Origin of the sequence: Streptomyces sp. NPDC000134, from assembly GCF_042899225.1 — a bacterium.
GTDB lineage: Bacteria > Actinomycetota > Actinomycetes > Streptomycetales > Streptomycetaceae > Streptomyces.
Map to the genome: position 1 here is coordinate 25,092 of NZ_JBIAZN010000001.1, position 24,552 is coordinate 49,643.

At 73.8% G+C, this 24,552-nt stretch carries 19 protein-coding genes; 13 read left to right on the top strand and 6 right to left on the bottom strand.

Annotated elements, in window-relative coordinates; genetic code table 11:
• Positions 1-9 precede the first annotated feature (9 nt).
• Complete coding sequence (gene speB / locus ACFY32_RS00120) at positions 10-978, top strand: agmatinase (protein ID WP_390673004.1); 969 nt, start codon at positions 10-12, stop codon at positions 976-978.
• Positions 975-2,660 carry a thiamine pyrophosphate-binding protein gene (locus ACFY32_RS00125; RefSeq protein ID WP_390673005.1) on the top strand — a complete coding sequence of 562 codons (1,686 nt, stop codon included), beginning with the start codon at positions 975-977 and terminating at the stop codon, positions 2,658-2,660. The genes speB and ACFY32_RS00125 overlap by 4 nt, the downstream gene beginning before the upstream one ends.
• Before the next feature lie 62 nt (positions 2,661-2,722).
• Here the strand turns inward: ACFY32_RS00125 and ACFY32_RS00130 are convergent, their stop codons facing one another.
• The gene (locus tag ACFY32_RS00130) at positions 2,723-3,148 is read right to left on the bottom strand and encodes a peptidoglycan-binding protein (RefSeq protein WP_359192253.1); all 426 of its coding nucleotides are present in this window, start codon (positions 3,146-3,148) and stop codon (positions 2,723-2,725) included.
• Positions 3,149-3,444: 296 nt separating this feature from the next.
• On the opposite strand from ACFY32_RS00130, the gene ACFY32_RS00135 reads away from it, so the two are divergent.
• The 6 genes from ACFY32_RS00135 (at position 3,445) to ACFY32_RS00160 (ending at position 11,999) form a co-directional block, all read left to right on the top strand.
• Positions 3,445-4,245 (top strand): helix-turn-helix domain-containing protein, encoded by an 801-nt coding sequence (locus tag ACFY32_RS00135; RefSeq protein WP_390673006.1) that lies wholly within the window; start codon positions 3,445-3,447, stop codon positions 4,243-4,245.
• Complete coding sequence (locus ACFY32_RS00140; RefSeq protein ID WP_390673007.1) at positions 4,242-5,048, top strand: helix-turn-helix domain-containing protein; 807 nt, start codon at positions 4,242-4,244, stop codon at positions 5,046-5,048. Before ACFY32_RS00135 ends, ACFY32_RS00140 begins: the two co-directional genes overlap by 4 nt.
• A 115-nt stretch (positions 5,049-5,163) precedes the next feature.
• On the top strand, positions 5,164-6,201 hold the full coding sequence (locus ACFY32_RS00145) for an esterase-like activity of phytase family protein (protein WP_390673224.1): 1,038 nt from the start codon (positions 5,164-5,166) through the stop codon (positions 6,199-6,201).
• 87 nt (positions 6,202-6,288) lie between these two features.
• Positions 6,289-10,008, top strand: coding sequence for an ABC transporter ATP-binding protein (locus ACFY32_RS00150; RefSeq protein ID WP_390673008.1), 3,720 nt, complete (start codon positions 6,289-6,291; stop codon positions 10,006-10,008).
• 79 nt (positions 10,009-10,087) lie between these two features.
• Positions 10,088-10,477 (top strand): hypothetical protein, encoded by a 390-nt coding sequence (locus ACFY32_RS00155; RefSeq protein WP_390673009.1) that lies wholly within the window; start codon positions 10,088-10,090, stop codon positions 10,475-10,477.
• A gap of 97 nt (positions 10,478-10,574) precedes the next feature.
• Complete coding sequence (locus ACFY32_RS00160; RefSeq protein ID WP_359192238.1) at positions 10,575-11,999, top strand: S28 family serine protease; 1,425 nt, start codon at positions 10,575-10,577, stop codon at positions 11,997-11,999.
• A gap of 60 nt (positions 12,000-12,059) precedes the next feature.
• On the opposite strand, the gene ACFY32_RS00165 is transcribed toward ACFY32_RS00160, so the two are convergent.
• Both ACFY32_RS00165 and ACFY32_RS00170 read right to left on the bottom strand, forming a co-directional pair.
• Complete coding sequence (locus ACFY32_RS00165; protein WP_390673010.1) at positions 12,060-13,907, bottom strand: glycoside hydrolase family 3 protein; 1,848 nt, start codon at positions 13,905-13,907, stop codon at positions 12,060-12,062.
• A 131-nt stretch (positions 13,908-14,038) separates the two neighbouring features.
• A complete protein-coding gene (locus ACFY32_RS00170; protein WP_359192232.1) occupies positions 14,039-14,956 on the bottom strand; it encodes a LysR family transcriptional regulator in 918 nt (305 codons plus the stop codon).
• A gap of 90 nt (positions 14,957-15,046) precedes the next feature.
• Here ACFY32_RS00170 and ACFY32_RS00175 point away from each other — a divergent pair, with 90 nt between their 5' ends.
• Both ACFY32_RS00175 and ACFY32_RS00180 read left to right on the top strand, forming a co-directional pair.
• Positions 15,047-16,060 carry an EamA family transporter gene (locus ACFY32_RS00175; protein ID WP_359192229.1) on the top strand — a complete coding sequence of 338 codons (1,014 nt, stop codon included), beginning with the start codon at positions 15,047-15,049 and terminating at the stop codon, positions 16,058-16,060.
• A 209-nt stretch (positions 16,061-16,269) separates the two neighbouring features.
• Positions 16,270-17,262 carry a hypothetical protein gene (locus tag ACFY32_RS00180; protein WP_390673011.1) on the top strand — a complete coding sequence of 331 codons (993 nt, stop codon included), beginning with the start codon at positions 16,270-16,272 and terminating at the stop codon, positions 17,260-17,262.
• 61 nt (positions 17,263-17,323) lie between these two features.
• On the opposite strand, the gene ACFY32_RS00185 is transcribed toward ACFY32_RS00180, so the two are convergent.
• The 3 genes from ACFY32_RS00185 to ACFY32_RS00195 all read right to left on the bottom strand — a co-directional run bounded on the left by ACFY32_RS00185 (position 17,324) and on the right by ACFY32_RS00195 (position 20,020).
• Positions 17,324-18,121, bottom strand: a complete 798-nt coding sequence (locus ACFY32_RS00185; protein WP_359192224.1) for a sugar phosphate isomerase/epimerase family protein — start codon at positions 18,119-18,121, stop codon at positions 17,324-17,326.
• A 75-nt stretch (positions 18,122-18,196) separates the two neighbouring features.
• Positions 18,197-18,793: a dihydrofolate reductase family protein gene (locus ACFY32_RS00190; protein WP_390673012.1), complete on the bottom strand. Its 597-nt coding sequence runs from the start codon at positions 18,791-18,793 to the stop codon at positions 18,197-18,199.
• A gap of 180 nt (positions 18,794-18,973) precedes the next feature.
• Positions 18,974-20,020 (bottom strand): LacI family DNA-binding transcriptional regulator, encoded by a 1,047-nt coding sequence (locus ACFY32_RS00195; protein ID WP_359192219.1) that lies wholly within the window; start codon positions 20,018-20,020, stop codon positions 18,974-18,976.
• A 179-nt stretch (positions 20,021-20,199) separates the two neighbouring features.
• Between ACFY32_RS00195 and ACFY32_RS00200 the strand changes: the two genes are divergently transcribed.
• Genes ACFY32_RS00200 through ACFY32_RS00210 form a run of 3 tightly spaced genes read left to right on the top strand, consistent with a single transcriptional unit; the run spans position 20,200 to position 23,380 of the window.
• Positions 20,200-21,351 (top strand): Gfo/Idh/MocA family oxidoreductase, encoded by a 1,152-nt coding sequence (locus ACFY32_RS00200; protein ID WP_359192216.1) that lies wholly within the window; start codon positions 20,200-20,202, stop codon positions 21,349-21,351.
• Complete coding sequence (locus tag ACFY32_RS00205) at positions 21,348-22,508, top strand: dihydrodipicolinate synthase family protein (RefSeq protein WP_390673013.1); 1,161 nt, start codon at positions 21,348-21,350, stop codon at positions 22,506-22,508. The genes ACFY32_RS00200 and ACFY32_RS00205 overlap by 4 nt, the downstream gene beginning before the upstream one ends.
• The gene (locus tag ACFY32_RS00210; protein WP_390673014.1) at positions 22,505-23,380 is read left to right on the top strand and encodes a sugar phosphate isomerase/epimerase family protein; all 876 of its coding nucleotides are present in this window, start codon (positions 22,505-22,507) and stop codon (positions 23,378-23,380) included. The genes ACFY32_RS00205 and ACFY32_RS00210 overlap by 4 nt, the downstream gene beginning before the upstream one ends.
• Positions 23,381-24,552: the final 1,172 nt, after the last annotated feature.

Below are 24,552 nucleotides of genomic sequence, written 5' to 3' on the forward strand. Positions count from 1 at the left end.
AGGCAGTTCATGACCAGCAACGAGTCGCCCCGCGGCCCCGTCGACTCCTCCCGCGTCCCGCGCTACGCCGGACCCGCGACCTTCGCCCGGCTGCCCCGCCTGGACGAGGTCGCCGCCGCCGACGTGGCCGTGGTCGGCGTGCCGTTCGACTCCGGCGTCTCCTACCGGCCCGGCGCCCGCTTCGGCGGCAACGCCATCCGCGAGGCGTCCCGGCTGCTGCGCCCGTACAACCCGGCGCAGGACGCCGCCCCGTTCGCCCTCGCCCAGGTCGCCGACGGCGGGGACATCGCGGTCAACCCCTTCGACATCAACGAGGCCGTCGACACGATCGAGGCCGCCGCCGACGACCTGCTCGGCACCGGCGCCCGGCTGATGACCCTCGGCGGCGACCACACCATCGCCCTGCCGCTGCTGCGCTCGGTGGCGAAGAAGCACGGCCCGGTCGCCCTGCTGCACTTCGACGCCCACCTGGACACCTGGGACACCTACTTCGGCGCCGAGTACACCCACGGCACCCCGTTCCGCCGCGCGGTGGAGGAGGGCATCCTCGACACCTCCGCCCTCTCCCACGTCGGCACCCGCGGCCCGCTGTACGGCAAGAAGGACCTGGACGACGACGCCAAGATGGGCTTCGGCATCGTCACCTCGGCGGACGTCATGCGGCGCGGCGTCGACGAGGTCGCCGACCAGCTCCGCCAGCGCATCGGCGACCGCCCGCTGTACATCTCCATCGACATCGACTGCCTCGACCCCGCGCACGCGCCCGGCACCGGCACCCCGGAGGCCGGCGGCATGACCTCCCGCGAGCTGCTGGAGATCCTGCGCGGCCTGGCCTCCTGCCACCTGGTCTCCGCGGACGTGGTCGAGGTGGCGCCCGCCTACGACCACGCCGAGATCACCTCGGTGGCCGCCTCCCACACGGCCTACGAGCTGACCACGATCATGGCCCGCCAGATCGCCGGGGCACGCGCCAAGTGACCCACGACCACGACCTGGAACTGCGTCCGACGCCCGCCCGGACGAAGGCGGCGCTGAACCCTCCCCCCGGCCGCACCGGCGGGGACCTGGTCGTGGAGACCCTCACCGGGCTCGGCGCGACCACCGTCTTCGGCCTGCCCGGCCAGCACGCCCTCGGCGTGTTCGACGCGCTGCGCCGCTCCGGCCTGCGCTACATCGGCCTGCGGGTGGAGAACAACGCCGGGTTCGCCGCCGACGCCTACGGCCGGATCACCGGCGAGGCGGCCCCGCTGCTGCTGTCCACCGGGCCGGGCGCGCTGACCTCGCTCGCCGCGCTCCAGGAGGCCCGCGCCGCCTCCGCGCCCGTGCTGGCGATCAGCAGCCAGGTCCCCACCGCGGGCCTGGGCGGCGGCCGGCACGGCTATCTGCACGAACTGCCCGACCAGGCCGCCTCGTTCCGGGGCGTGGTGAAGTCCGTGCACACCGTGCGGGCCGCCTCCCAGATCCCGTCCGCGATCGCCGAGGCGTGGCGGTCGGCGCTGACCGCCCCGCACGGCCCGGTCTGGGTGGAGATCCCGCAGGACGTCCTGCTCGCCGAGACCGTCCTGCCGGTGGTGACCGGCGTCGACGCCACCCCCGAGGAGCCCGCGCCCCGCGTGGAACTCACCGCCGTCGCCGCCGACTGGCTCTCCCGCGCCGCCCGCCCCGTGATCGTCGCCGGCGGCGGTGTGGTCCGCGCGGACGCCGCCGGCAAGCTGCGGCAGCTCGCCGAAACGCTCCAGGCCCCGGTCGTCACCACCTTCGGCGGCAAGGGCGCCTTCCCCTGGCGGCACCCGCTCTCCCTCCAGTCCTGGCTGGAGGACCGGCACACCACCGACTTCCTGGAGGACGCCGACGTCCTGCTCGTCGTCGGTTCCGGCCTCGGCGAACTCTCCTCCAACTACCACACGTTCGAGCCCCGCGGCCGGATCGTCCAGATCGAGGCCGACCTCGGCAAGCTGGAGTCCAACCACCCCGCCCTCGGCATCCACGCCGACGCCCGCCTCGCCCTCCAGGCCCTGCTGGAGACGGTCCGGCCCCGCGAGGACGCCGAGGCCCCGGCCCGGGTCCGCGCCCTCCTGGACCGGGTCCGCGCCCGCATCGACGCCCAGGACCTCGACCTGGAACAGCGGGTCCTCGCCTCCGTCCGCCGGGCGCTGCCGGCCGGCGCCCCGTCCTTCTGGGACATGACCATCCTGGCCTACTGGGCCTGGTCGGCGTTCGACGCCGGGGCGCCCAACACCATGCACTCCGCCCAGGGCGCCGGCGGCCTCGGCTACGGCTTCCCCGCCGCCCTCGGCGCCGCCGCGGCCGACCCGACCCGCCCGGTCCTCGCCGTCTCCGGCGACGGCGGCGCCCTGTACTCGGTCGCCGAGCTGGCCACCGCCGAGCAGTACGGCCTGAACGTCACCTGGCTGATCGTCGACGACGGCGGCTACGGCATCCTCCGCGAGTACATGACCGACGCTTTCGGCCAGGCCACCGCCACCGAACTGACCCGCCCCGACTACGTCGCCCTGGCCGGGTCCTTCGGTGTCCCCGGCGTCCGCACCACCCCGGAAACCCTGGCCGCCGACCTCGCCGAGGCCCTCGCCGCCCCCGGCCCGTCCGTCGTCGTCCTCCCCGCCGTCCTGCGCATGTTCGCCCCCACCCACCTGTCCTGACACGCGGAGGCGGCCCGTCCTCTCCCCCGAGACGAGGACGGGCCGCCGGTACCGCGCCGCGGCTACTTCAGCCGCAGCTCCGCCCAGGTCTTCTTGCCGACGATCCCGTCGTACGGCTTGACCTTGTACGTCTTCTGGAACCAGACCACGGCCTTCTTGGTCTTGCTGCCGAAGTCCCCGTCCACGCTCAGCTTCGGCTTGTAATTGGTGGTCTGGTTGATCAGGGCCTGCACCTCGCGGACCGCGTTGCCCTTGCTGCCGGAGCGGACGGTCGCGTTGCCCTTGTAGTAGCCGCAGTAGAAGCCGATGCCACTGGTGTACTTGCACTTCTTCGCCGCGGCGGACGCGTCGTCCGAGTGCGCCTGCACGGCGACGGTCCCGGTGCCGCCGCTGCTCTGGGCGGTGGCGACTCCGCTCGCCGTCCCGCCCAGGAGGGCGAGGGTGGCGACGCCGATCCCGACGGTCCTGCGCGTTGCGCCGATGGCCATGAGAGGTTCCCCCGATTCGGTCTTCCGTGTACGTCTTCCGGGCAGGTCGCCCGGGGTCGTCACCGACCATGCCCGCCCGCGCCCGCCCCCCGCCACCACCGCCCGGCAGATGCCGCCCACCCGGGACGTCCCACGCGCTGACCAGGCAGGACGCCCCCCGGGACGAGGCACCGACGGGACGCCGGAGCACCGCCCGCGGTGTCCGAAAACCTACCGCCGCCCCGTCCGGCACGGGAACCGGAGCCGTCACATGCGGCATCCTCGGTGACGACCTGGGAGTCGGACATGGGGGGGACATGTCTCGATGGAAGCAGTTGCCCGGTGCGCTCGACCCGCGCGTCCGGCAGCTCGTCGTACACCTGCGCAGGGTGAAGGACCACAGCGGCCTCGGCCTTCAGGCCCTGGCCTCGCGGACCGGCTACAGCCGTTCCTCGTGGGACCGCTACCTCAACGGCCGGGCCCTGCCGCCGCAGCGGGCCGTCGAGGCGCTGGCCCGCGCCTGCGACACCGACCCGGCCCGATTACTGGCCCTGCACGAGATCGCCGTGCAGGCGGGCGGCGCCCCGGAGAGCACCGGGGGCGCCGGACCGGCCGGCCCGGACGACCCGCCGCCCCGGGGGCGGCGGCGCGGGGTCGTCGCCCTGGTGGCGGCGGCCGTGGTGGCCCTCGCCGCCCTCGCCGTGCTGGCGCTGACCGCGCCCTGGGAGACCGACCGGACCGTGGCCGGCCGCCCGGCCGCCACCGGCGCCGCGCCGGCGGGCGGTGCGACCGCCGGCAAGGAACCGGGGGCCGTGCGACCGGGCCCGTTCGTCTTCCGCACCGGCCAGGACCACCCCTGCCGGGTGCGGCGCGCGGCCGACGGCCTGCTCTACGCCGGCTACAGCCGCACCCGCACCGCCCTGCTCGGCAAGGGGTCCGTCCAGTGGGCCGTCGTCGAGGCCCAGTGCCTGCTGCGGCACCACGGCTTCCCGGCCGGCATCGCCGACGGCATGTTCGGCAACCACACCGAACGCGCCGTGAAACGCCTCCAGGACAAGGCCCGCATCGTCGTGGACGGCGTCATCGGCGAGGACACCTGGGGAGTGCTGCGCGGATGACGCCCGACCGGCCCGTGGAGTGCGTGCGGCTCGCCGCCGCGCTGCGGGACCTGCGCGCCGCGACCGGGCTGAGCCTGGCCGGGCTCGCGACCAAGACGCCGTACAGCAAGTCCTCCTGGGAGCGGTACCTCAACGGCAAGACGCTGCCGCCCCGCGCGGCCGTGGTGGAGCTGTGCGAGCTGGCGGGCGAGCACCCGGCCCGCCCGGTCGCCCTGTGGGAGCTGGCCGACGCCGCGTGGAGCGGCCGCGCCGCCGCCCCGCCCGACGCCCCCGACGACCCTCCGGCCCGCCCCCGCCGACTGCGCCGGGGCCCGCTCGCCGGGGCCGCGGGCGTCCTGGCCGCCGCCGCGATCGCCGTGCCCGTGGCGGTCGGCGGCGGCTCCGGCGACGGCACCGGCCGCTCCGGTCCGACCCCGTCGCCGACGCCCTCGGTGCAGGGCTGCCACGGCAGCACCTGCACCGGCAAGGACCCCGAGCGGTACGGCTGCGGCGCCGAACCGCCGCCGCTCACCCTGAGCCGGCACGTCTTCGGCGGCCGGACCGCGATCAAGATCCGGTACGGCACGGTCTGCGGCGCGGTCTGGGCCCGGATCGACCTCGGCGAGGTCGGCGACCGCGTCGAGATCGTCGTCCCGCACCGGCCGCCGCTGCACTCCGAGGTGCACGACGAGTACGACGCCCAGGGCTCCCTGTCCACCCCCATGGTCGCCGCCGAACGCCGTGACCTGACGGGGGTCACGGCCTGCCTGGTGCGGGACGGATCACGGCAGTGCTTCGGCACCGACGGTACGGAGGGCCGCTAGGGCCGGTCGCGCGGTCGGCGGTCGCCGGGAGCCGCCTTCAGGGCCTCGCCCGCCGACTTCACCGGACGGCCCACCCCGCGTCACCGCTCCGCCCTACCGTGCCGCCATGCATCCGATGACCCTGCGCACCGCACTCGCCGCCGTCACCGCCGGCCTGGCCGCCGCCTGCCTCACGGCCGCCGGGCCCGCCACCGCCTCGCCCGCGGCGGCGCCCGGCGCCGCGGCGCGGAACGCCTGCTCGTCGTCCGTCTCCCTCGACGGTTTCTCCGACGCCCTGGACAAGACGGCCTTCGACGGCACCTACGTCGGCAACTTCTCCGCGCTGGCGGCCGACCGCCGCGGCACGCTGACCGCCCTGTCCGACCGGTCGGCCCTCTTCCGGCTGGACGCGGACACCCTGGCCCCGAGGTCCGTCGTCCCGCTCGCCGACGAGAGCGGTGCCGCCCTGGACAGCGAGGGCCTGGTCGTCGACCGCGACGGCACCTACCTCGTCTCCTCGGAGACCGAGCCCTCCATCCGCCGGTACTCCCGCACCGGAAAGATCCTGGACCGGCTGCCGGTGCCGGACGCGCTGCGGACCGCGCCGGCCGGCCGGGCACGGGCCAACGGCAGCTTCGAGGGGCTGACCCTGCTGCCGGGCGGCCGGACCCTGGTCGCCTCGATGGAGTACGCCCTGAGCGGTGACGACCCGGGCCTGGTCCGGGTCCAGACCTGGCAGCGGACGAGGCACGGCACCTGGCGGCCCGGCGCGCAGTACGCGTACCCCGTCGACGCCGGTCTCGGCGTGCCCGAGGTCGCCGCGACGCCCGACGGCCGCCTGCTGGTCCTGGAGCGCGGCTTCACCTCCGGCGTCGGCAACACCGTCCGCCTCTACCTGGCCGACGCGCGCCGGGCCGCGGACGTCGGCGGGACCGGGAACCTCACCGCGAGCGGCGTACGGACGGTGCGGAAGAGCCTGCTCGCCGACCTCGTCGCCTGCCCCTCCCTCGGCGCGACGGCCAGGCAGCCGCAGCCGAACCCGCTGCTGGACAACATCGAGGGCATGGCGGTCACCGGCCACGGCAAGGGCGGTCTGCGGGTCCTGCTGGTGAGCGACGACAACCAGAGCGCCGCCCAGACGACCCGCTTCCTGAGGCTGCGGGTGCGCCCCTGATCGTTCCCGATTGTTGCGGCGGGATGAAATCCGCTAGTCAGCGCGTTGGTGCCTTCCGGCAGAGCAGGACGAACGGAGGGCACCGGCGTGGACGCGCAACGGGGATGGGTACGACGACTGGCGGGCTATGCCTGGCGCCACCCCCGGGACGTCGTCCTGGCCCTCGGCTCCTCGCTGGCCGGCATGGCCGTACTGGCGCTGGTCCCGCTGATCACCAAGGTGATCATCGATGACGTGATCGGGACGAAGACCCGGTCGATGGCCCTCTGGGCGGGCGTCCTGATCGGCGCGGCCGTCGTCGTGTACGTCCTCACCTACGTCCGCCGCTACTACGGCGGCCGGCTCGCCCTCGACGTCCAGCACGACCTGCGGACCGAGATGTACGGCACGATCACGAGGCTGGACGGGCGGCGCCAGGACGAGCTGTCCACCGGGCAGGTGATCGGCCGGGCGACGAGCGACCTCCAGTTGATCCAGGGCCTGCTGTTCATGCTCCCGATGACCATCGGGAACGTCCTGCTGTTCCTGCTCTCCCTGGTCATCATGGCGTGGCTGTCGCCGCCGCTCACCCTGGTCGCGCTGGCCGTCGCGCCCGCCCTGTGGTTCATCGCCCGCCGCAGCCGCACCCGGCTGCACCCCTCCACCTGGTACGCGCAGGCGCAGGCCGCCGCTGTCGCGGGCGTCGTGGACGGCGCCGTCAGCGGGGTCCGGGTGGTGAAGGGCTTCGGGCAGGAGCAGCAGGAGACCGGGAAGCTGCGCGAGGTCGGCCGGAAGCTGTTCGCGGGCCGGCTGCGCACCATCCGGCTGAACTCCCGCTACACCCCCGCCCTCCAGGCCGTGCCCGCCCTCGGGCAGGTCGCGATGCTCGCCCTCGGCGGCTGGCTGGCGGTGCGCGGGCACATCACGCTCGGCACGTTCGTGGCGTTCTCCACCTACCTCGCCCAGCTCGTCGGCCCGGTCCGGATGCTCGCCATGGTCCTCACCGTCGGCCAGCAGGCCCGCGCGGGCACCGAACGCGTCCTGGAGCTGATCGACACCGAGCCGGCGATGGCCGACGGGACCAGGACGCTGCCCGCCGACGCGCCCGCGACGGTCGAGTTCGACGACGTGGCCTTCGGCTACGACCCCGGCCGTCCGGTGCTGCGCGGACTCAGCTTCCGGATCGGGGCGGGGGAGACCCTCGCCGTGGTCGGCACCTCCGGCTCCGGCAAGTCCACCGTCTCCCTGCTGCTGCCGCGCTTCTACGACGTGACGCACGGCGCCGTCCTGGTCGGCGGGCACGATGTGCGCGAGCTGACCCTGGACTCGCTGCGGTCCGCGATCGGCCTGGTCCCGGAGGACTCGTTCCTCTTCTCCGACACCGTCCGCGCCAACATCGCCTACGGCCGCCCGGACGCCACCGACGAGGAGATCGAGGCCGCCGCCCGCGCCGCGCAGGCGCACGGGTTCATCAGCGACCTGCCCGACGGGTACGGCACCACGGTCGGCGAGCACGGCCTGACCCTCTCCGGCGGCCAGCGCCAGCGGGTCGCGCTGGCCCGCGCGATCCTCACCGACCCCCGGCTGCTGGTCCTGGACGACGCCACCTCCGCCGTGGACGCCCGGGTGGAGCACGAGATCCACGAGGCGCTGAAGGAGGTCATGCGGGGCCGGACCACCCTGCTGATCGCCCACCGCCGCTCCACCCTGAACCTCGCCGACCGCATCGCCGTCCTGGACGGCGGCCGGCTCGCCGACGTCGGCACCCACGAGGAACTCCAGCGGCGGTGCGCGCTGTACCGGAAGCTGCTCACCGACCCGGACGAGCTGGGCGGCGTCTCGCCCGGCCACGCCCGCCCGGCCGCGCCGGCGGAGGAGACCTCGGTACGGGACGAGCTGGACGCCGAGTTCGACGCCGAGCGGGGGATCACGCCCCGGCTGTGGGCGGGGGAGCGCACCCCCCGGGACGCGGCCCTGGACGGCACCCCGGCCACCCCCGAACTGCTCGCTCAGGTCGAGGCGCTGCCCCCGGCCACCGACGTCCCGGACGTCGACGAGGAGCGGGCGGTGCGGCCCGAGGAGTCCTACGGGCTGCGCCGCCTGCTGCGCGGCTTCGGCCGCCCGCTGCTGATCAGCCTCGCCCTGGTCGCCGTGGACGCCGGGATGGGCCTGCTGCTGCCGGTGCTGATCCGGCACGGCATCGACGACGGCGTCGACCGGCTCGCCCTCGGCGCGGTCTGGACGGCGTCCCTGCTGGCGCTGCTCGCCGTGATCGCCCAGTGGGCCGCGCAGACCGGCGAGATCCGCAAGACCGGCCGCACCGGCGAACGGGTGCTGTACGCGCTGCGGCTGAAGATCTTCGCCCAGCTCCAGCGGCTCGGTCTGGACTACTACGAGCGGGAGCTGACCGGCCGGATCATGACCCGGATGACCACCGACGTCGACGCGCTGTCGACGTTCCTGCAGACCGGTCTGGTCACCGCGTTCGTGTCGGTCGTCACCTTCTTCGGCATCATGGCCGCCCTGCTGGTCATCGACGTCCAGCTCGCCCTGGTGGTCTTCGCCACCCTCCCGCCGCTGATCGTCGCCACGTACTTCTTCCGCCGGGCCAGCGTGAAGGCGTACGAACTGGCCCGGGAGCGGGTGTCGGCGGTCAACGCCGACCTCCAGGAGTCGGTGGCGGGGCTGCGGATCGTGCAGGCGTTCCGGCGCGAGACGGACGGCGGGCGGCGGTTCGCCGAGCGCAGCGCGAGCTACCGCGAGGCCCGGGTCCGCGGGCAGTGGCTGATCTCGGTGTACTTCCCGTTCGTGCAGTTCCTGTCCTCCGTCGCCGCCGCGGCCGTCATGATCGTGGGCGGTGCCCGCATCGACGACGCGACGCTGACGACCGGCGCGCTGGTGGCGTACCTGCTCTACATCGACCTGTTCTTCGCGCCCGTGCAGCAGTTGTCCCAGGTCTTCGACGGCTACCAGCAGGCCGCCGTCTCGCTCGGCCGCATCCAGGAACTGCTGCGCGAGCCGGCCTCCACCAGGGCCGCCGCGAAGCCGCTGGACGTGCCCTCGCTGCGGGGCGAGATCGCCTTCGAGGACGTGCGCTTCCGGTACGGCGACGAGGAGGAGGCCCTCACCGGCGTGACCCTGCGGATTCCGGCGGGGCAGACGGTGGCGTTCGTCGGGGAGACCGGCGCGGGCAAGTCGACGCTGGTGAAGCTGGTGGCCCGGTTCTACGACCCGACCGGCGGCCGGGTCACCGTCGACGGCCGGGACCTCAGGGACCTCGACCTGACCGCCTACCGGCACCGGCTCGGGGTCGTCCCGCAGGAGGCGTACCTGTTCCCCGGCACCGTCCGGGACGCCATCGCCTACGGCCGCCCGGACGCCACCGACGCCGAGGTGGAGGCGGCGGCCCGCGCGGTCGGCGCCCACGAGATGATCGCCACCCTGGAGGGCGGCTACCTGCACGAGGTCGCCGAGCGCGGACGCAACCTCTCCGCCGGGCAGCGGCAGTTGATCGCGCTGGCCCGCGCCGAACTGGTCGACCCGGACGTGCTGCTCCTGGACGAGGCGACCGCAGCCCTGGACCTGGCCACGGAGGCGCAGGTCAACCAGGCCGCCGACCGGTTGTCGGGCCGGCGTACCACCCTGGTGGTCGCGCACCGGCTGACCACCGCCGCCCGCGCCGACCGGGTCGTGGTGATGGACCGCGGCCGGGTCGCCGAGGACGGCACGCACGAGGAACTCCTCGCCCGCGACGGCCGGTACGCGGCGCTGTGGCGGACCTTCGTCGGGGCGGACGGGCCCGGGGAGCCGGTCGGCGCGACCCGATGAGAATCGCGCAACCGTGCGGTGGGTGTCGTGCGTCCGTACAGCCGTACGCCCATGACCGCCGTACGGAGGAGGGGTCCTGGTGACCCGGAGCGCCGCGATCCACCGGCGACTGGGGCTCGGCGCGGCCCTGCTGGCCGCCGCCGGGCTGCTCGTCGTCGCCGCGCCCCAGGACGCGCTGGCGGCCTCGTCCTGTCCGGGGCGCACGGTGCGCACCCTGCCGTTCTCCACCGGCTCCGTCGTCGTGCACAAGCGCGACGGATACGTCTGCGCCGTCACCCTGCCCAAGAAGCCCGGCACCAAGCGGACGATGTCGGTCAGCCTCCGGGCGCGCGGCGGCCGGCCGGTCGTGGACAAGGGCAGGTACGCCTACCGGGCCGGACCGGTGACCGTGCACGCCGGTCAGCGCTGTGTGTGGGTGGAGGGGCGGGTCGGCGGCGGCTCGGTCACCTCCGGCTGGGTCCTGTGCTGATCCACAGGTTTCTCCCAGGGATTCGCGCGCTCCCCTGGTGCGTCGCCGAGAAGCTCCGATAGCTTCCGGCGGACGTCAGATACCCAGGGGAGGGTGCATGCGCAAGGCGCTCAGATGGCTGCTGGCGCTGGCCGTGCTCATAGGCACCGTCAGTACGGCCGGGGCGGCCACCGCCGCCCAGCCGGAGGCCACCGACATCAAGGACAGGCTTCTCTCCGTGCCGGGGATGAGCCTGATCGAGGAGAAGCCGTACCCCGGCTACCGCTTCTTCGTGCTCGGCTACACCCAGCCGGTCGACCACCGGCACCCGTCCAAGGGCACCTTCCAGCAGCGGATCACCGTGCTGCACAAGGACACCGCCCGCCCGACGGTCTTCTACACCGGCGGCTACAACGTCTCCACCACGCCGAGCCGCCGCGAGCCGACCCAGATCGTGGACGGCAACCAGGTCTCCATGGAGTACCGCTACTTCACCCCGTCCCGGCCCGAGCCGGCCGACTGGTCGAAGCTGGACATCTGGCAGGCCGCCAGCGACCAGCACCGCATCTTCACGGCCCTGAAGAAGATCTACTCCGAGAACTGGATCTCCACCGGCGGCTCGAAGGGCGGCATGACGGCCACCTACTACGAGCGGTTCTACCCGCGCGACATGGACGGCGTGGTCGCCTACGTCGCCCCCAACGACGTGGTGAACAGGGAGGACTCGGCGTACGACCGGTTCTTCGCCACGGTCGGCACCAAGGAGTGCCGCGACCGGCTGAACGGGGTGCAGCGCGAGGCGCTGGTGCGCCGGGCCGCGCTGGAGGACCGCTACCGGGCGTACGCCGCCGAGAACGGCTACACCTTCGACACCATCGGCAGCCTGGACCGCGCCTACGAGGCCGTCGTCCTCGACTACGTCTGGGGCTTCTGGCAGTACAGCACCCTGAAGGACTGCGACACGATCCCGGCGGACGCGAAGAACGCCACCGACGACGACATCTGGACCTCCGTCGACACGATCTCCGGCTTCACCGCCTACACCGACCAGGGCCTGACCCCGTACACGCCGTACTACTACCAGGCGGGCACCCAGCTCGGGGCGCCGACCATCCACTTCCCGCACATCGAGAAGAAGTACATCCGCTACGGCTACCAGCCGCCGCGCAACTTCGTGCCCCGGGACATCCCGATGCGGTTCCAGCCGTTCGTGATGGACGACGTGGACGCGTGGGTCCAGCGCAACGCCCGGCAGATGCTGTTCGTGTACGGGCAGAACGACCCGTGGGGCGCCGAACCGTTCCGCCTGGGCAAGGGGGCGCGTGACTCCTACGTCTTCACCGCGCCCGGCATGAACCACGGCGCCAACGTCGCCGGACTGGTCCCGGAGCAGAAGGCGCTCGCCACCGCCCGGGTCCTCGACTGGGCGGGCGTCGCGCCCGCCGCCGTCCAGGAGGACCCGTCGGCGGCCAGGCCGCTGGCGCGCTTCGACGCGAAGCTGGACCGGCGCGACGTGGAACGGGAGCCCGCGCTGCGCCCGTGAGCCGCGGCAGCCCGCCGCCCCGCCGGGACGAAAGCCGTCCGTCCCGGCGGGGCGCGGCCGTCACGACCGGTACGTCAGGCCGTACCCGACCGGGTACAGCACCGTCGCCGGATCGTCCGCCCGCACCACCGGCACCGGCAGCCTGCCGCGCGGCTCCGCCCGGCCGGCGATCACCCGGGCCGCGGCCCGCACCTCCACGTCGGTCCAGGAGTAGGCGGCCAGCACGGCCGGGACGTCCGGCAGCCGGGCCACGTCGTACGGGTTGCGCACGGCGACCGCGACGACCGGCCGGCCGGTGGCCAGCAGTTCCCGCACCAGGGTGCGCTGGCCGCTGGTCGCGGTGACGTTGTAGGTGGTCACGACGACCGCGTCCGCGTCTGCGGCCGCGGCGACCGCGCGGGCCACGGTGGCGGAGGTGGGGGCGGTGCCGGTGGACAGGGCGGTGGCGGTGAAGCCCAGTTCGGTGAGGGCGCCCGCGAGCACGGTGGTCGGCGGGCCGGTGGTGCCCGACGGGGAGGCCGGGTCGGCGCCCACCACGAGCAGCCTCGGCGTCCGCCGCCGGGACAGCGGCAGCAGGTCTCCCTCGTTGACCAGCAGGGTCGTGGTCCGCTCGGCGATCCGGTCGGCCGCCGCCAGATGCGCGCGGGTGCCCACGGTGCGGTCCACCTCCCGCGCGGAGGTGTACGGGTCCCGGAACAGGCCCAGCTTCGCCTTCAGCCGCAGCACCCGCAGGATCGATTCCTCAAGGCGGGCCTCGGACAGTTCCCCGTTCCGTACGGCCGTCAGGACGCCGTTCCACGCCAGGTCCAGGTCGGGCGGGTTGAGGAGCTGGTCGACGCCCGCCTTCAGGGCCAGCACCGGCACCCGCTCGTCGCCGTACTTGGTGCGCACGCCCTCCATGCCGAGGGAGTCGGTGACCACGACCCCGTCGTAGCCCAGTTCCTCGCGGAGCAGGCCGGTGACGATGGGGCGGGAGAGGGTGGCCGGGTCACCGGAGTCGTCGAGGGCGGGAACCATGAGGTGGGCGGTCATGATGGAGTCGATGCCCGCCGCGATCGCCGCCCGGAACGGCGGGGCGTCCAGTTCCTCCCACTGCGCGCGGCTGTGCGTGATGACGGGGAAGCCGGTGTGGCTGTCGACGGCGGTGTCCCCGTGCCCGGGGAAGTGCTTGGCGCAGGCGGCGACCCCGGACCCCTGGTACCCGGTCACCTCCGCCGCCACCAGCGAGGCCACGGCCCCCGGGTCGGCGCCGAAGGAACGGACGCCGATCACCGGGTTGGCCGGGTTCACGTTCACGTCGGCGACGGGGGCGTAGTCCTGGCGGATGCCCATCGCGCGCAGTTCGGCGCCCGCGATCCGGCCCAGCCTGCGGGCGTCGGCGCGGGAGCGGCCCGCGCCGATCGCCATGGCGCCGGGGAACAGCGTGGCCGGCTCGCCCACCCGGGCCACTGCGCCGTGCTCCTGGTCGGTGGAGATCAGCACGGGCAGCCCGCGCTCCTGCGCCAGGGACGCCTTCTGGATGCCGTTGGACAGGGCGGCGATCTGCCGGGGGTCGCGGGTGTTGTGCGCCCAGGCGAAGTAGATGATGCCGCCGACCCGGTACCTGGCGATCAGCTCGGCGGCCGTGCGGACGCCGATCTCCGCGAGGTTGGCGTCGATGTCGGCCTGGTCGGGGGCGGTGGCGGAGTGGCCGTAGACCCGCATCACGAAGAGCTGGCCGACCTTCTCCTCAAGGGTCATCCGGGAGACGAGGGAGCGGAGCCGGGCCTCGCCGGCGGGGGCGGCGGGCCGGGCGGACGCGGTGCCGCCGGCGGCCAGGGCCGCGGTGACGCCCGCGCCGGCGGCGAGGACCGTACGTCTGGAGGGCCGGGCGGTGCTTCCGGTGCTTCCCGTGCTGCTGTCGGGCACGTGCGCTCCTTCCGGAGGCCGGTGAAGGAAACTTCCGAGGTGTCACCAATATCCGGGAAGTTTCTGCCAGTCAAGGGAACGCACAGGCACGGGGCGGGGGGCCGCCCGAGGGGCGGGGGCGGCCCGGAGCGTCAGTTGCGGGGGTGGGACGCCGCCGCCGGCCAGTGCGCCCGCAGCGACCGTACGGTCTCCGCGATGGCGGGGCGGCGGGCCGCGCCCGCGCGCCACAGGGCGTACAGGTGCCGCACCGGCATAGGGTCCAGCGGCACCTCCACCACCCCCGCGGGCAGCGGCCCGCGCCCGAGGCGGGGGATCAGCGCCACCCCGAGTCCGGCGGCGACCAGCGCGACCAGCGTCGGGTTCTCGTCGGCCTGGTGGACGATGTCCGGTTCGTGCCCGGCGGCGCGCAGGGTGCGCTGGAGCCAGTCGTGGCAGACCCGGCCGGGCGGCTGGCAGATCCACCGCTCACCGCCCAGTTCCTGCCGCCGTACCGCCGCCCGCCCGGCGAACGGGTGCCCCTCGGGGACCAGCAGGTCGCACAGGTCGTCGCCGATGGCCGCGTGCTCCACCCCGGCCGGCGCGGGCAGCGGCGCGATGTCCCAGTCGTGCGCCACCACCAGGTCGACGGCCCCCTTGGCGACCAGGTCGACGGAGAGGTGCGGGTCGACCTCGGTGAGCCGGGCGTCCAGCGCGGGGTGCCGGCGGGCGAGGTCGGCGAGCACGGCGGGCAGCAGACCGCGCGCCGCCGACGCGAACGCGGCGATCGTCAGCTTCCCGGCCGGCCGCCCCCGCCCCTCCTCCAGCCGCGTCTCCGCCCGCTCCACGATCGCCAGCAACTCCTGTGCCGTATCGGCCAGTTGCCGGGCCTCGTCGGTGAGCCGGACGCCCCGGCCCGCCCGTTCCAGGAGGACGGTGCGGGTCTCCCGTTCCAACTTGGCGATCTGCTGGGACACGGCGGACGGCGTGTAGCCGAGCGCCGTGGCGGCGGCCCCGACCGTGCCGTGCACGGAGACCGCGTGCAGGGCCCGCAGCCGCTGTAGGTCGAGCATGGGGACCCCTCGTTCATTCAGCATCGCTTCATCCGACAGTGCAGCAATCATCGCTGGTGCTTCACGGTGCGGGAAGGTGATCCTCGACGCATGCGACCGTCACATCTCTTCCTCGCCGTTCTCGTCGCCGCCGTGTGGGGCGTGAACTTCACCGTCATCGAGATCGGCCTCGACCACTTCCCGCCGCTCCTCTTCTCCGCCCTGCGCTTCCTGGTGGCGGCGCTGCCCGCGGTGTTCCTCGTCGGCCGCCCGAAGGTGGCCTGGAAGTGGATCGTCGCGGTCGGCGTCGCCCTGGGCGTGGCCAAGTTCGGCCTGGTGTTCCTCGGCATGGACGCGGGGATGCCGGCCGGGCTGACCTCCCTGGTGCTCCAGGTGCAGGCGGTGTTCACGGCCGTCATCGCCGCCGCCGTACTGGGCGAACGGCCCACGCGGATACGGGCGGCGGGCATGCTGGTCGCCCTCGCCGGCATCGGCGTCGCGGCGGTCGACGAAGGTGCCTCGGGCCCGCTGGGCGCCTTCGCGCTGGTGATCGCGGCGGCGTTCTGCTGGGGCGTGTCCAACGTGCTGACCCGCAAGGCGGCGCCGCCGGACGCGCTGAACTTCATGGTGTGGGTGAGCACCGTCCCGGTCCTGCCGCTGCTCGGCCTGTCCCTGCTGACCGAGGGGCCCGCCCGGGACCTGGCGGCGCTGCGCGCTCTGGACCGGCAGGGCGCGGGCACGGTCCTCTTCGTCGCCTGGGTCGCGACCGTCTTCGGCTTCGGCGCCTGGGGCTGGCTGCTGCGCCGCCACCCGGCCTCCGCGGTCGCCCCGTTCTCGCTCCTGGTGCCGGTCTTCGGGATGTCGTCGGCGGCCCTGTTCCTCGGCGAGCCGGTCTCCCCGCTGCGCTGGTGCGCGGCGGCCCTGCTGGTCGGCGGGGTCGCGCTGACCTCGCTGCCGCCCCGCCGCCGGACGGCGCCCGGCACCGGACCGGCGGACCCGGCGGAAACGCACCGGGAACCGACCGGGAAGACAACCGCGCGGGCAGCCGCACCGACAACCGCACGGACAACCGGACAGGCAACCGGACAGGCCCACGAGAACAGTGCTTCCTCGCTCGTCCCGTAAGCGCCTCGACACCGGCTCACCGATAGGACTTGTCGGGCCGGTCATTCACTCGTGTGCCACGTACCCAGCGGGTTCACCGTCGCGTTAGTCGAACATGACCAAGGTGACTGAGGGGGGCCGGCTCCCCGTGACATTCCGGGAGACGGGCCGGATCGCACGCGCAGTGAATGAGCGACCCGCGTTCTCGCGGGCGGAATGACCGGGGTCGCATGATGTACGGCGAGGAATCCGCATACCGCCCGCACTTCCAGGACCCGCATCCCCTCGGCACCTACGACTTCCCGCCCGGCGACGGCCGGCACCGCGCCCCCGCCCCGGAGTACGCCCCGCCGCCCCTGGTCCCCGACATGACCTGGGACCCGGCCGAGGAACTGGCCTTCCTGCTCCAGGACGCCCTCGCGGAACAGCGCCCGGACGTCCCGCCGCCGCCCGGAGAGGCCCCGGCGGCGGCCCCCGCGCCCGGCAGCCCGCTCGGCGACCTCCAGGAGATCACGACGGAGCTGCCGCCCCTGCGGGACGCCGCCCACAGCCACCGCAAGGTGCGCGAGCGGCGCGGCCCGCGCGGACTGGACGCCGTCAGTTACCTCACCGCCGCCCTCGTCACCGTCATCGCCAGCGCGGTGAGCCTGCTGAGCGGAGTGGTCGCCTACGACCCCCTGCGCGTCGTCGCCGTGACCCGGCTCCAGTCCGGGGTGGTGTCCTGGTGGCCCCTGCTGGTCTTCGGGCCCTGGCTGGTGGCCTCGCTGTCCGTGCTGCGGGCGGCACTGCACCAGCGCCGTGCCGTGCACTCCTGGTGCGTCGTCCTGGTCTTCTCGCTGATCTCGGTCTTCCTCTGCGTGGTCCAGGCGCCGGGCACCGTCATCGACATCGCCGCCGCGGCCCTGCCGGGGCTCGCCTCACTGGCCTGCTTCCAGCAGCTCGTACGCCAGGTCACGCTGACCCGCCCGCCCCGGCGGACGGCGCCCCGGCACCGGGCGGGGAGCGAGCCGGAGCAGCCGGCCGAGGAGGAGAAGGAGTTCGGGGCGGTGCCGGACGCGGAGGTGCCGGAGGCCCTCGCGCCGCCCGGCCCGCGCCCGCCGCGGCCCGTGCCGCAGCGCGCCGAGCGCACCGTGAAGACGTACGTGATCAGCGACAACCGGCGCCTGCGCCACCCGGCCCCGAGCCGCACCGGCCCGGTCCCCCAGCCCCGCCGCGCCCACTGACCCCACCGGCCGGCCCGGCCACGCGGACCGGCTCGGGCCGGCCCGGCCACGTCCGTCCCGCTCAGGCCGATTCGCTCAGCAGCTTGTCCAGGTACCGCCGTCCCGCGTCCAGCAGTCCGGGCAGCGGGGCGGCGTCCTCGTACCACCGCTTCTCGTACTCCCAGCACAGCCAGCCCTCCCAGTCGTGCCGGGTGAGCAGCTCCACGCACTCGGCGAGCGGCAGCACCCCGTCGCCCAGCGGCAGCGGCGTGGTGTCCTCGGCGGAGGCGATGTCCTTGACCTGGAGGTAGCCGAGGTGGGGGGAGAGGGCCGCGAAGGAGTCCGTCGGCTGCTCGCCGCCCAGCCAGGTGTGCATCACGTCCCACAGGGCGCCGGCCTGCCGGTGGCCGACCAGCCCGAGGACGCGCATCGCGTCGGCGCCGGTGCGGTGCGAGTCATGGGTCTCCAGCAGCAGCCGCACCCCCGCGTCGGTGGCCCACTCGGCGGCGGTGCCCAGCCGCCGCGCGGCCGTCGCGTCGGCCTCCTCGGGGCTCTGCCCGCCGCCGCCGGGGAAGACCCGGACGTACGGGGCGCCCAGGTCGCGGGCGAGGCCCAGCAGGTCGTGGAGTTCGGCGAGGACGGGTCCGTCGTCACCGGGGGCGGCGACCCGGGTGTACCCGGCGACGGCGAGGATCTCGACGCCCGCCGCCGCGAACCGGTCGGCCACCGCGGCCCGCTCGGCGGGCGACAGCCCCGGATGGACCGGTTCCTCGGGGTGGGCGCGGAGTTCGACACCGTGGTAGCCGTGCTCGGTCGCGAGCCGCAGCACGTCGGTGACGGGCAGACCGGGGACGCCGAGGGTGGAGAACGCCAGCTTCATGCCAACCGACGTACCCGCTGCGGAGCAGGTCACTCCGGGTGCCTGGCCGCCGGGGGCGCGGTCGTCCGCGGTGGCTCAGGCGCCGGGCGCCGCCCGGTAGACGCACACCTGGGCGCCGGTCGGCGCGGCGGTCGTGGAGACCAGCTCGAACGCGCGCAGCACACCGTCGGCGGGGAAGACGCTCTTGCCGCCGCCGAGCACCACCGGCATCACCACCAGCCGCAGCTCGTCCACGAGCCCTTCGCTCAGCAGCAGCCGGACCAGCGAGGGGCTGCCCATCAGCAGCAGTCCGCCGTCCCCGCCCTCCGCCCGCAGCTCGCGCAGCTTCGCCACGGCCTGCGACCCGGGCACCCGGGTGGTGTTCCACACCATGTCGGCATCGCCGAGGCTGTCGGAGACGACGTACTTCGGCAGCGCGTTGATCCGGTCCGCGAAGGGGTCGCCGGCCTGCGCGGGCCACGCCTGCGCCATCACCTGCCAGGTCCGCCGCCCGTACAGCAGCGCCTCGGCCCCGCGCAGCGCCTCGTCGAAGGACCCGCCGACCACCTCCGGGTCGAAGTACGGGTGCGTCCAGCCCCCGTGCGCGAACCCGCCGTCGGTGTCCTCCTCGGGCCCGCCCGGCGCCTGCACCACCCCGTCGAGGCTGATGAACTCACTGATCACGATACGCACCGGGCTCACTCCTGAAGATCCGTCCGAACAGCTACGCACCATCAGACCGCCCGCCGCTCCGGAAGTCATCGGTCCGGCGCGAGATCCGGTCCGTCCGGCGTTCGAGGACGAGGCCGCGGGCCGGAGCGGGGCCCGGGGACGGCAGCCCCCGGACGACACCCGCGCGGACGCGGGGTCACCTCACGACCGAGGCCCCCCGGAGGACCCCCGCACCATCAACTCCCCCCGCACCGTGGCGATCCCCCCGGGCGGCGCCTCCTCCCGCCCCATGGCGATGCGCCCCGCCCGCGCCCCCGCCTCGGCCAGCGGCAGCCGGACCGTCGTCAGCGCCGGCACCGCGTCGATACTGAACGGCAGGTCGTCGAACCCGGCCACCGACACGTCCGCCGGAATCCGCAGCCCGGCCTCCCGCAGCGCCGCGCACGCGCCCAGCGCGACGGAGTCGTTCGCGGCGACCACGGCGGTCAGCGACGGGTCCCTGCGCAGGAGTTCGAGGGTCGCCTCGTAACCGGAGCGCCGGTCGTAGCGGCCGTGGACGGTCCAGCGCGGGTCCTCCGCGATGCCGTGCGCGGCGAGCGCGGCGCGGTGGCCCTCCAGCCGGTGCCGGGTGGTCGTGCGCTCCTCGGGGCCCGCGATGTAGCCGAGCCTGCGGTGGCCGAGCCCGATCAGGTGCTCGGTCAGCTCCCGCCCGCCGCCCCGGTTGTCGAAGGTCAGCGCGATCGCCCCGGTCTCCGGCGCCGGCGGCCGCCCGCACAGCACCACCCGGGTCCCCGCGTCCCCCAGTTTGCGCAGCTTCGCCGCCACGGCCGCCTTGTGCGGCGCGTCCTCCACCGCCCCGCCGGTCAGCACCACCGCCGCCGCCCGCTGCCGTTGCAGCAGGGTGAGGTAGGTCAGCTCGCGCTCCGGCGAGCCGCCGGTGTTGCAGACCACCGCGAGTCTCTCGCCGCCCGCCCGGCCGCCGGGCCCGCCGATCTCCGACTGGATCGCCCCCGCCATGATCCCGAAGAACGGGTCGGCGATGTCGTTCACCAGGATGCCGACCAGGTCGGACGTGGCGGCGGCCAGCGCGCTGGCCGGGCCGTTGAGCACGTAGTCCAGCTCGTCGACCGCCTTCAGCACCCGTTCCCGGGTGGACGCGGCGACGGGGTAGTTCCCGTTCAGCACGCGCGACACCGTCGCGGGGGAGACCTGCGCGCGGGCCGCCACGTCCGCCAGGGTCACCGTCATGTCCTCGTCCTCCGCCTCGTCGTCCTGAAGCCGCCTCGTCCTGAAGCCGCCCGTCGAACCCCGGCCGCGGTCTTGTCCAGACCACCGCCCACAGGCTAGCTTCGTATCAGATAGAAAGCGCTTGCTATCACGCCCGTCCCGGCGGAGGCGGCGCACGGACCGTGTACGAAGGGAATGACGTGACACGCAAGACGGTGCGTATCGCCATGAACGGTGTGACCGGGCGCATGGGCTACCGCCAGCACCTCGTCCGCTCCATCCTGGCCCTCCGCGAACAGGGCGGCCTCGACCTCGGCGGCGGCACCGTGCTGTGGCCGGAGCCGGTCCTGGTCGGCCGCCGTGAGTACGCGCTCAGGGCGCTCGCCGAACAGCACGGCCTGGAGCACGTCTCGACGGACCTGGACGCCGTCCTCGCCGACGACAGCGTCGAGATCTACTTCGACGCGCAGGTGACCTCGGCCCGCGAGGAGGCGATCCGCAAGGCGATCGCCGCGGGCAAGCACATCTACACCGAGAAGCCCACCGCCACCGGCCTCGACGGCGCCCTCGCGCTCGCCCGCCTGGCCGAGGAGAAGGGCGTCAAGCACGGCGTCGTCCAGGACAAGCTGTTCCTGCCGGGCCTGCTCAAGCTCAAGCGCCTCATCGACGGCGGCTTCTTCGGCCGGGTCCTCTCGGTGCGCGGCGAGTTCGGCTACTGGGTCTTCGAGGGCGACTGGCAGGAGGCCCAGCGCCCGTCCTGGAACTACCGCGCGGAGGACGGCGGCGGCATCGTCGTCGACATGTTCCCGCACTGGGAGTACGTGCTGCACGAGCTGTTCGGCCGGGTGCGGTCGGTGCAGGCCGTCACCGCCACCCACATCCCGCAGCGCTGGGACGAGAACGGCAAGCCCTACGACGCCACCGCCGACGACGCCGCGTACGGCATCTTCGAGCTGGAGGGCGGCGCGATCGCGCAGATCAACTCCTCCTGGGCGGTGCGCGTCAACCGCGACGAACTGGTCGAGTTCCAGGTCGACGGCACCGAGGGCTCCGCCGTCGCCGGGCTGCGCGACTGCCGCGTCCAGCACCGCAGCGCCACCCCCAAGCCGGTCTGGAACCCGGACATCCCCGCCACCGAGGTCTTCCGCGACCAGTGGCAGCGGGTCCCGGACAACGGGGAGTTCGACAACGGCTTCAAGGCCCAGTGGGAGCTGTTCCTCAAGCACGTCTACGCCGACGCCCCCTACCACTGGGACCTGCTGGCCGGCGCCCGCGGCGTCCAGTTGGCCGAGCTGGGCCTCAGGTCCTCCGCCGAGGGCCGCCGTCTCGACGTACCGGAGATCGCGCTGTGACCCTCCACCTGCCGGGCGCCGACGGCACGCTGCGGGCGTACGAACCCCGCGGCGAGCCCCTCGCGCTCACCCCCGGAAGCGCTTTCACCTCGCGTACGGTCTTCTCCGCGGCGCATGTCGTCGCCGACCCGTACGCCGATGCCGGCCCCGACGCGCCGGCCGCCGTGGACTGGGACGCCACCCTCGCCTTCCGCCGCCACCTGTGGTCGCACGGCCTGGGCGTCGCCGAGGCGATGGACACCGCCCAGCGCGGCATGGGCCTGGACTGGGCGGGCGCGGCCGAGCTGATCCGCCGCTCCGCCGCCGAGGCCAGGGCGGCCGGCGGCCGGATCGCCTGCGGCGTGGGCACCGACCAGCTCGCCCCCGCCGGCCCCTTCACCCTCGCCGAGATCCGCGCCGCCTACGAGGAGCAGCTCGCCGTCGTCGAGGAGGCCGGCGCCCAGGCCGTCCTGATGGCCTCCCGCGCGCTGGCCGCCACGGCCCGCGGCCCCGAGGACTACCTGGAGGTCTACGGCCATCTGCTGCGCCAGGCCGCCGAACCCGTCGTCCTGCACTGGCTCGGCCCCATGTTCGACCCGGCCCTGGAGGGCTACTGGGGCTCCTCCGACCTGGACACGGCGACCGGCACCTTCCTGGAGGTCATCGCCGCCCACCCCGACAAGGTCGACGGCATCAAGGTCTCGCTGCTCGACGCCCGGCGCGAGGTCGAGCTGCGCCGCCGCCTCCCGCACGGCGTGCGCTGCTACACCGGCGACGACTTCAACTACCCCGAGCTGATCGCCGGCGACGAGCAGGGCTTCAGCCACGCCCTGCTCGGCATCTTCGACCCGCTCGGCCCGCTGGCCGCCGAGGCGGTCCGGGTCCTGGACACGGGGAACGTGCCGGGCTTCCGGGCCCTCCTCGACCCCACGGTGGAGCTGTCCCGCCACCTCTTCCAGGCCCCGACCCGCTTCTACAAGACGGGCGTGGTGTTCCTCGCCTGGCTGGCCGGCCACCAGCGCCACTTCACGATGGTCGGCGGCCTGCAGTCGGCCCGTTCCCTGCCCCACCTCGCCCGCGCCTACGAACTCGCCGACGGTCTGGGGCTGTTCCCCGACCCCAAGCTCGCCGAGGAGCGGATGCGGACCCTGCTCGCGCTGTACGGAGTCGACCGGTGACCGATCTCGCACGCTTCAGCATCAACCAGATGACGGTCAGGCAGCTCACCCTGCCCGAACTGACCGCCGCCTGCCGCGACCTGGGCGTGGTCAACGTCGGCCTGTGGCGCGAACCCGTCCAGGAGTACGGCGTGGAGGCGGCGGCCAAGCTGGTCCGCGACGCCGGCCTGGCCGTCACCACCCTGTGCCGGGGCGGCTTCCTCACCGCCGCCGACCCGGACGCGCGGGCCGCGGCCCTGGCCGACAACCGGCGGGCCGTCGACGAGGCCGCCGCCCTCGGCACCGACACCCTGGTCCTGGTCTCCGGCGGCCTGCCCCCGGGCGAGCGCAGCCTGACCGCCGCCCGCGAACGCATCGCCGACGCGCTCGCCGAACTCGCCCCCTACGCCGGGGAACACGGCGTCCGCCTGGCCATCGAGCCGCTGCACCCCATGTACGCGGCCGACCGCTGTGTGGTCTCCACCCTCACGCAGGCCCTGGACCTCGCCGAACGCTTCCCCGCCCACCAGGTCGGCGTCACCGTCGACACGTACCACATCTGGTGGGACGACCGGGCCCCCGCGCAGATCGCCCGAGCGGGCGCGGGCGGCCGCATCCACACCTTCCAGCTCGCCGACTGGACGACCCCCCTGCCCGAGGGCGTCCTCAACGGCCGCGGCCAGATCGGCGACGGCTCGATCGACATGCGCGAGTGGCAGGGCTACGTGGAGGCCGCCGGGTACACCGGCCCCATCGAGGTGGAGCTGTTCAACGAGGAGCTGTGGTCCCGCGACGGCCGCGAGGTGCTGGCCGAGACGGCCCGCCGGTTCGTGACGCACACGGCTCAGCGGGTGGTCACGCGGGCGCCGTACGTGAGGGAGGTAAGGACATGAACCACGCTGTCAGCGCTGTGCTGTAGCATATGCGGCCGTTATTCGGATACTCCGTCTACCGGACGGTAGATCGGGGCGTTCAGGACATCCGGCCCGCTTCGGCCGGGCCCGATGCCGCTGTCCTTTCTGTGGGATGCGTCACGCTTGCGGGTGAGTAACGCATTTCTGAGCTGGCCGAATGCGCAATTGCACAGCGGAAACAGATATCCGTTCACTCTCTCAACCCGTCGGCAGGTCTCGCATACCGCCTCCCTCGCAAGGCAAGATGGGGGCTGCGCGTACGCGCTGCACGTGAATCGTCGCCCTTTCGGGGCGATCACGAGATCGCTGCGGGCAGAGCGAGAGCCCCATCTCCGAAGTTGTCGGCTGTAGAGATGAGGCTCTCCGGCAGCACCAGAACGGGCTGGGCCCCGGCTCTCGGGCCGGGGCTCTTCCCTCAGTGGCTCAGGAACTCCCGCAGGATCTTGTAGATCCCGGCGATCGGCCCGAGCCAGCGGACCTTGTTGTAGAACCGGTCCGCTTTGGTGTTCTGGTGCCCTTCTGGCTCTGCAGCCATCAGGCCGTTCCCCTTCCTGGTCCACGTTCGTGAACCTCGCGAGGGAGTCCACGAGGCGCGGCCCTGCCGAGGAGCGGTGGTAGCGCCATACAGTACCGGTCACCAGCGACAACCACGGCGAGTCCGGCTCACTCCTACGGGTGGCCGCCGCCCCGCTTGAACGGCACGGCGTGCCGGGCGGGTTGACGGGGATGCCACGGTTGTGGCGATCAAGGCGACTGCCAGCGCCGTTGCAAATGCGTCTGAAGTGACGGGGTGCCAGTTCCGGTGCCGGAAGTCGCGTATCTCACACCCAGGAGATGACGGAACCTCCGCCAAAGTTTGCACTTTCGTCAGCAACGATCGCTGCGCGACCTGCTCCGGGCGGGGAGGGTGGCCGCATAGGGCAGCGATCGGTCGCCGCCGCTCAGCAAGCGCGTAGTTTGCGAAGGGGACGAGAGAGCGGCCGGAAGTCGGAAAAAAATGCGGACGCCCGTGCAACCCTTCCCCCGCCCGGCGGGTCGTACTTGGCATCAGGACACCCCGGGGGGAGATCTCGGGGGGGATCAGCGGGTGTTCTGGCAGGAGGGGGAAAGCCGAGGGGGCCCGGTCGACGACCGGGCCCCCTCGAAGCATG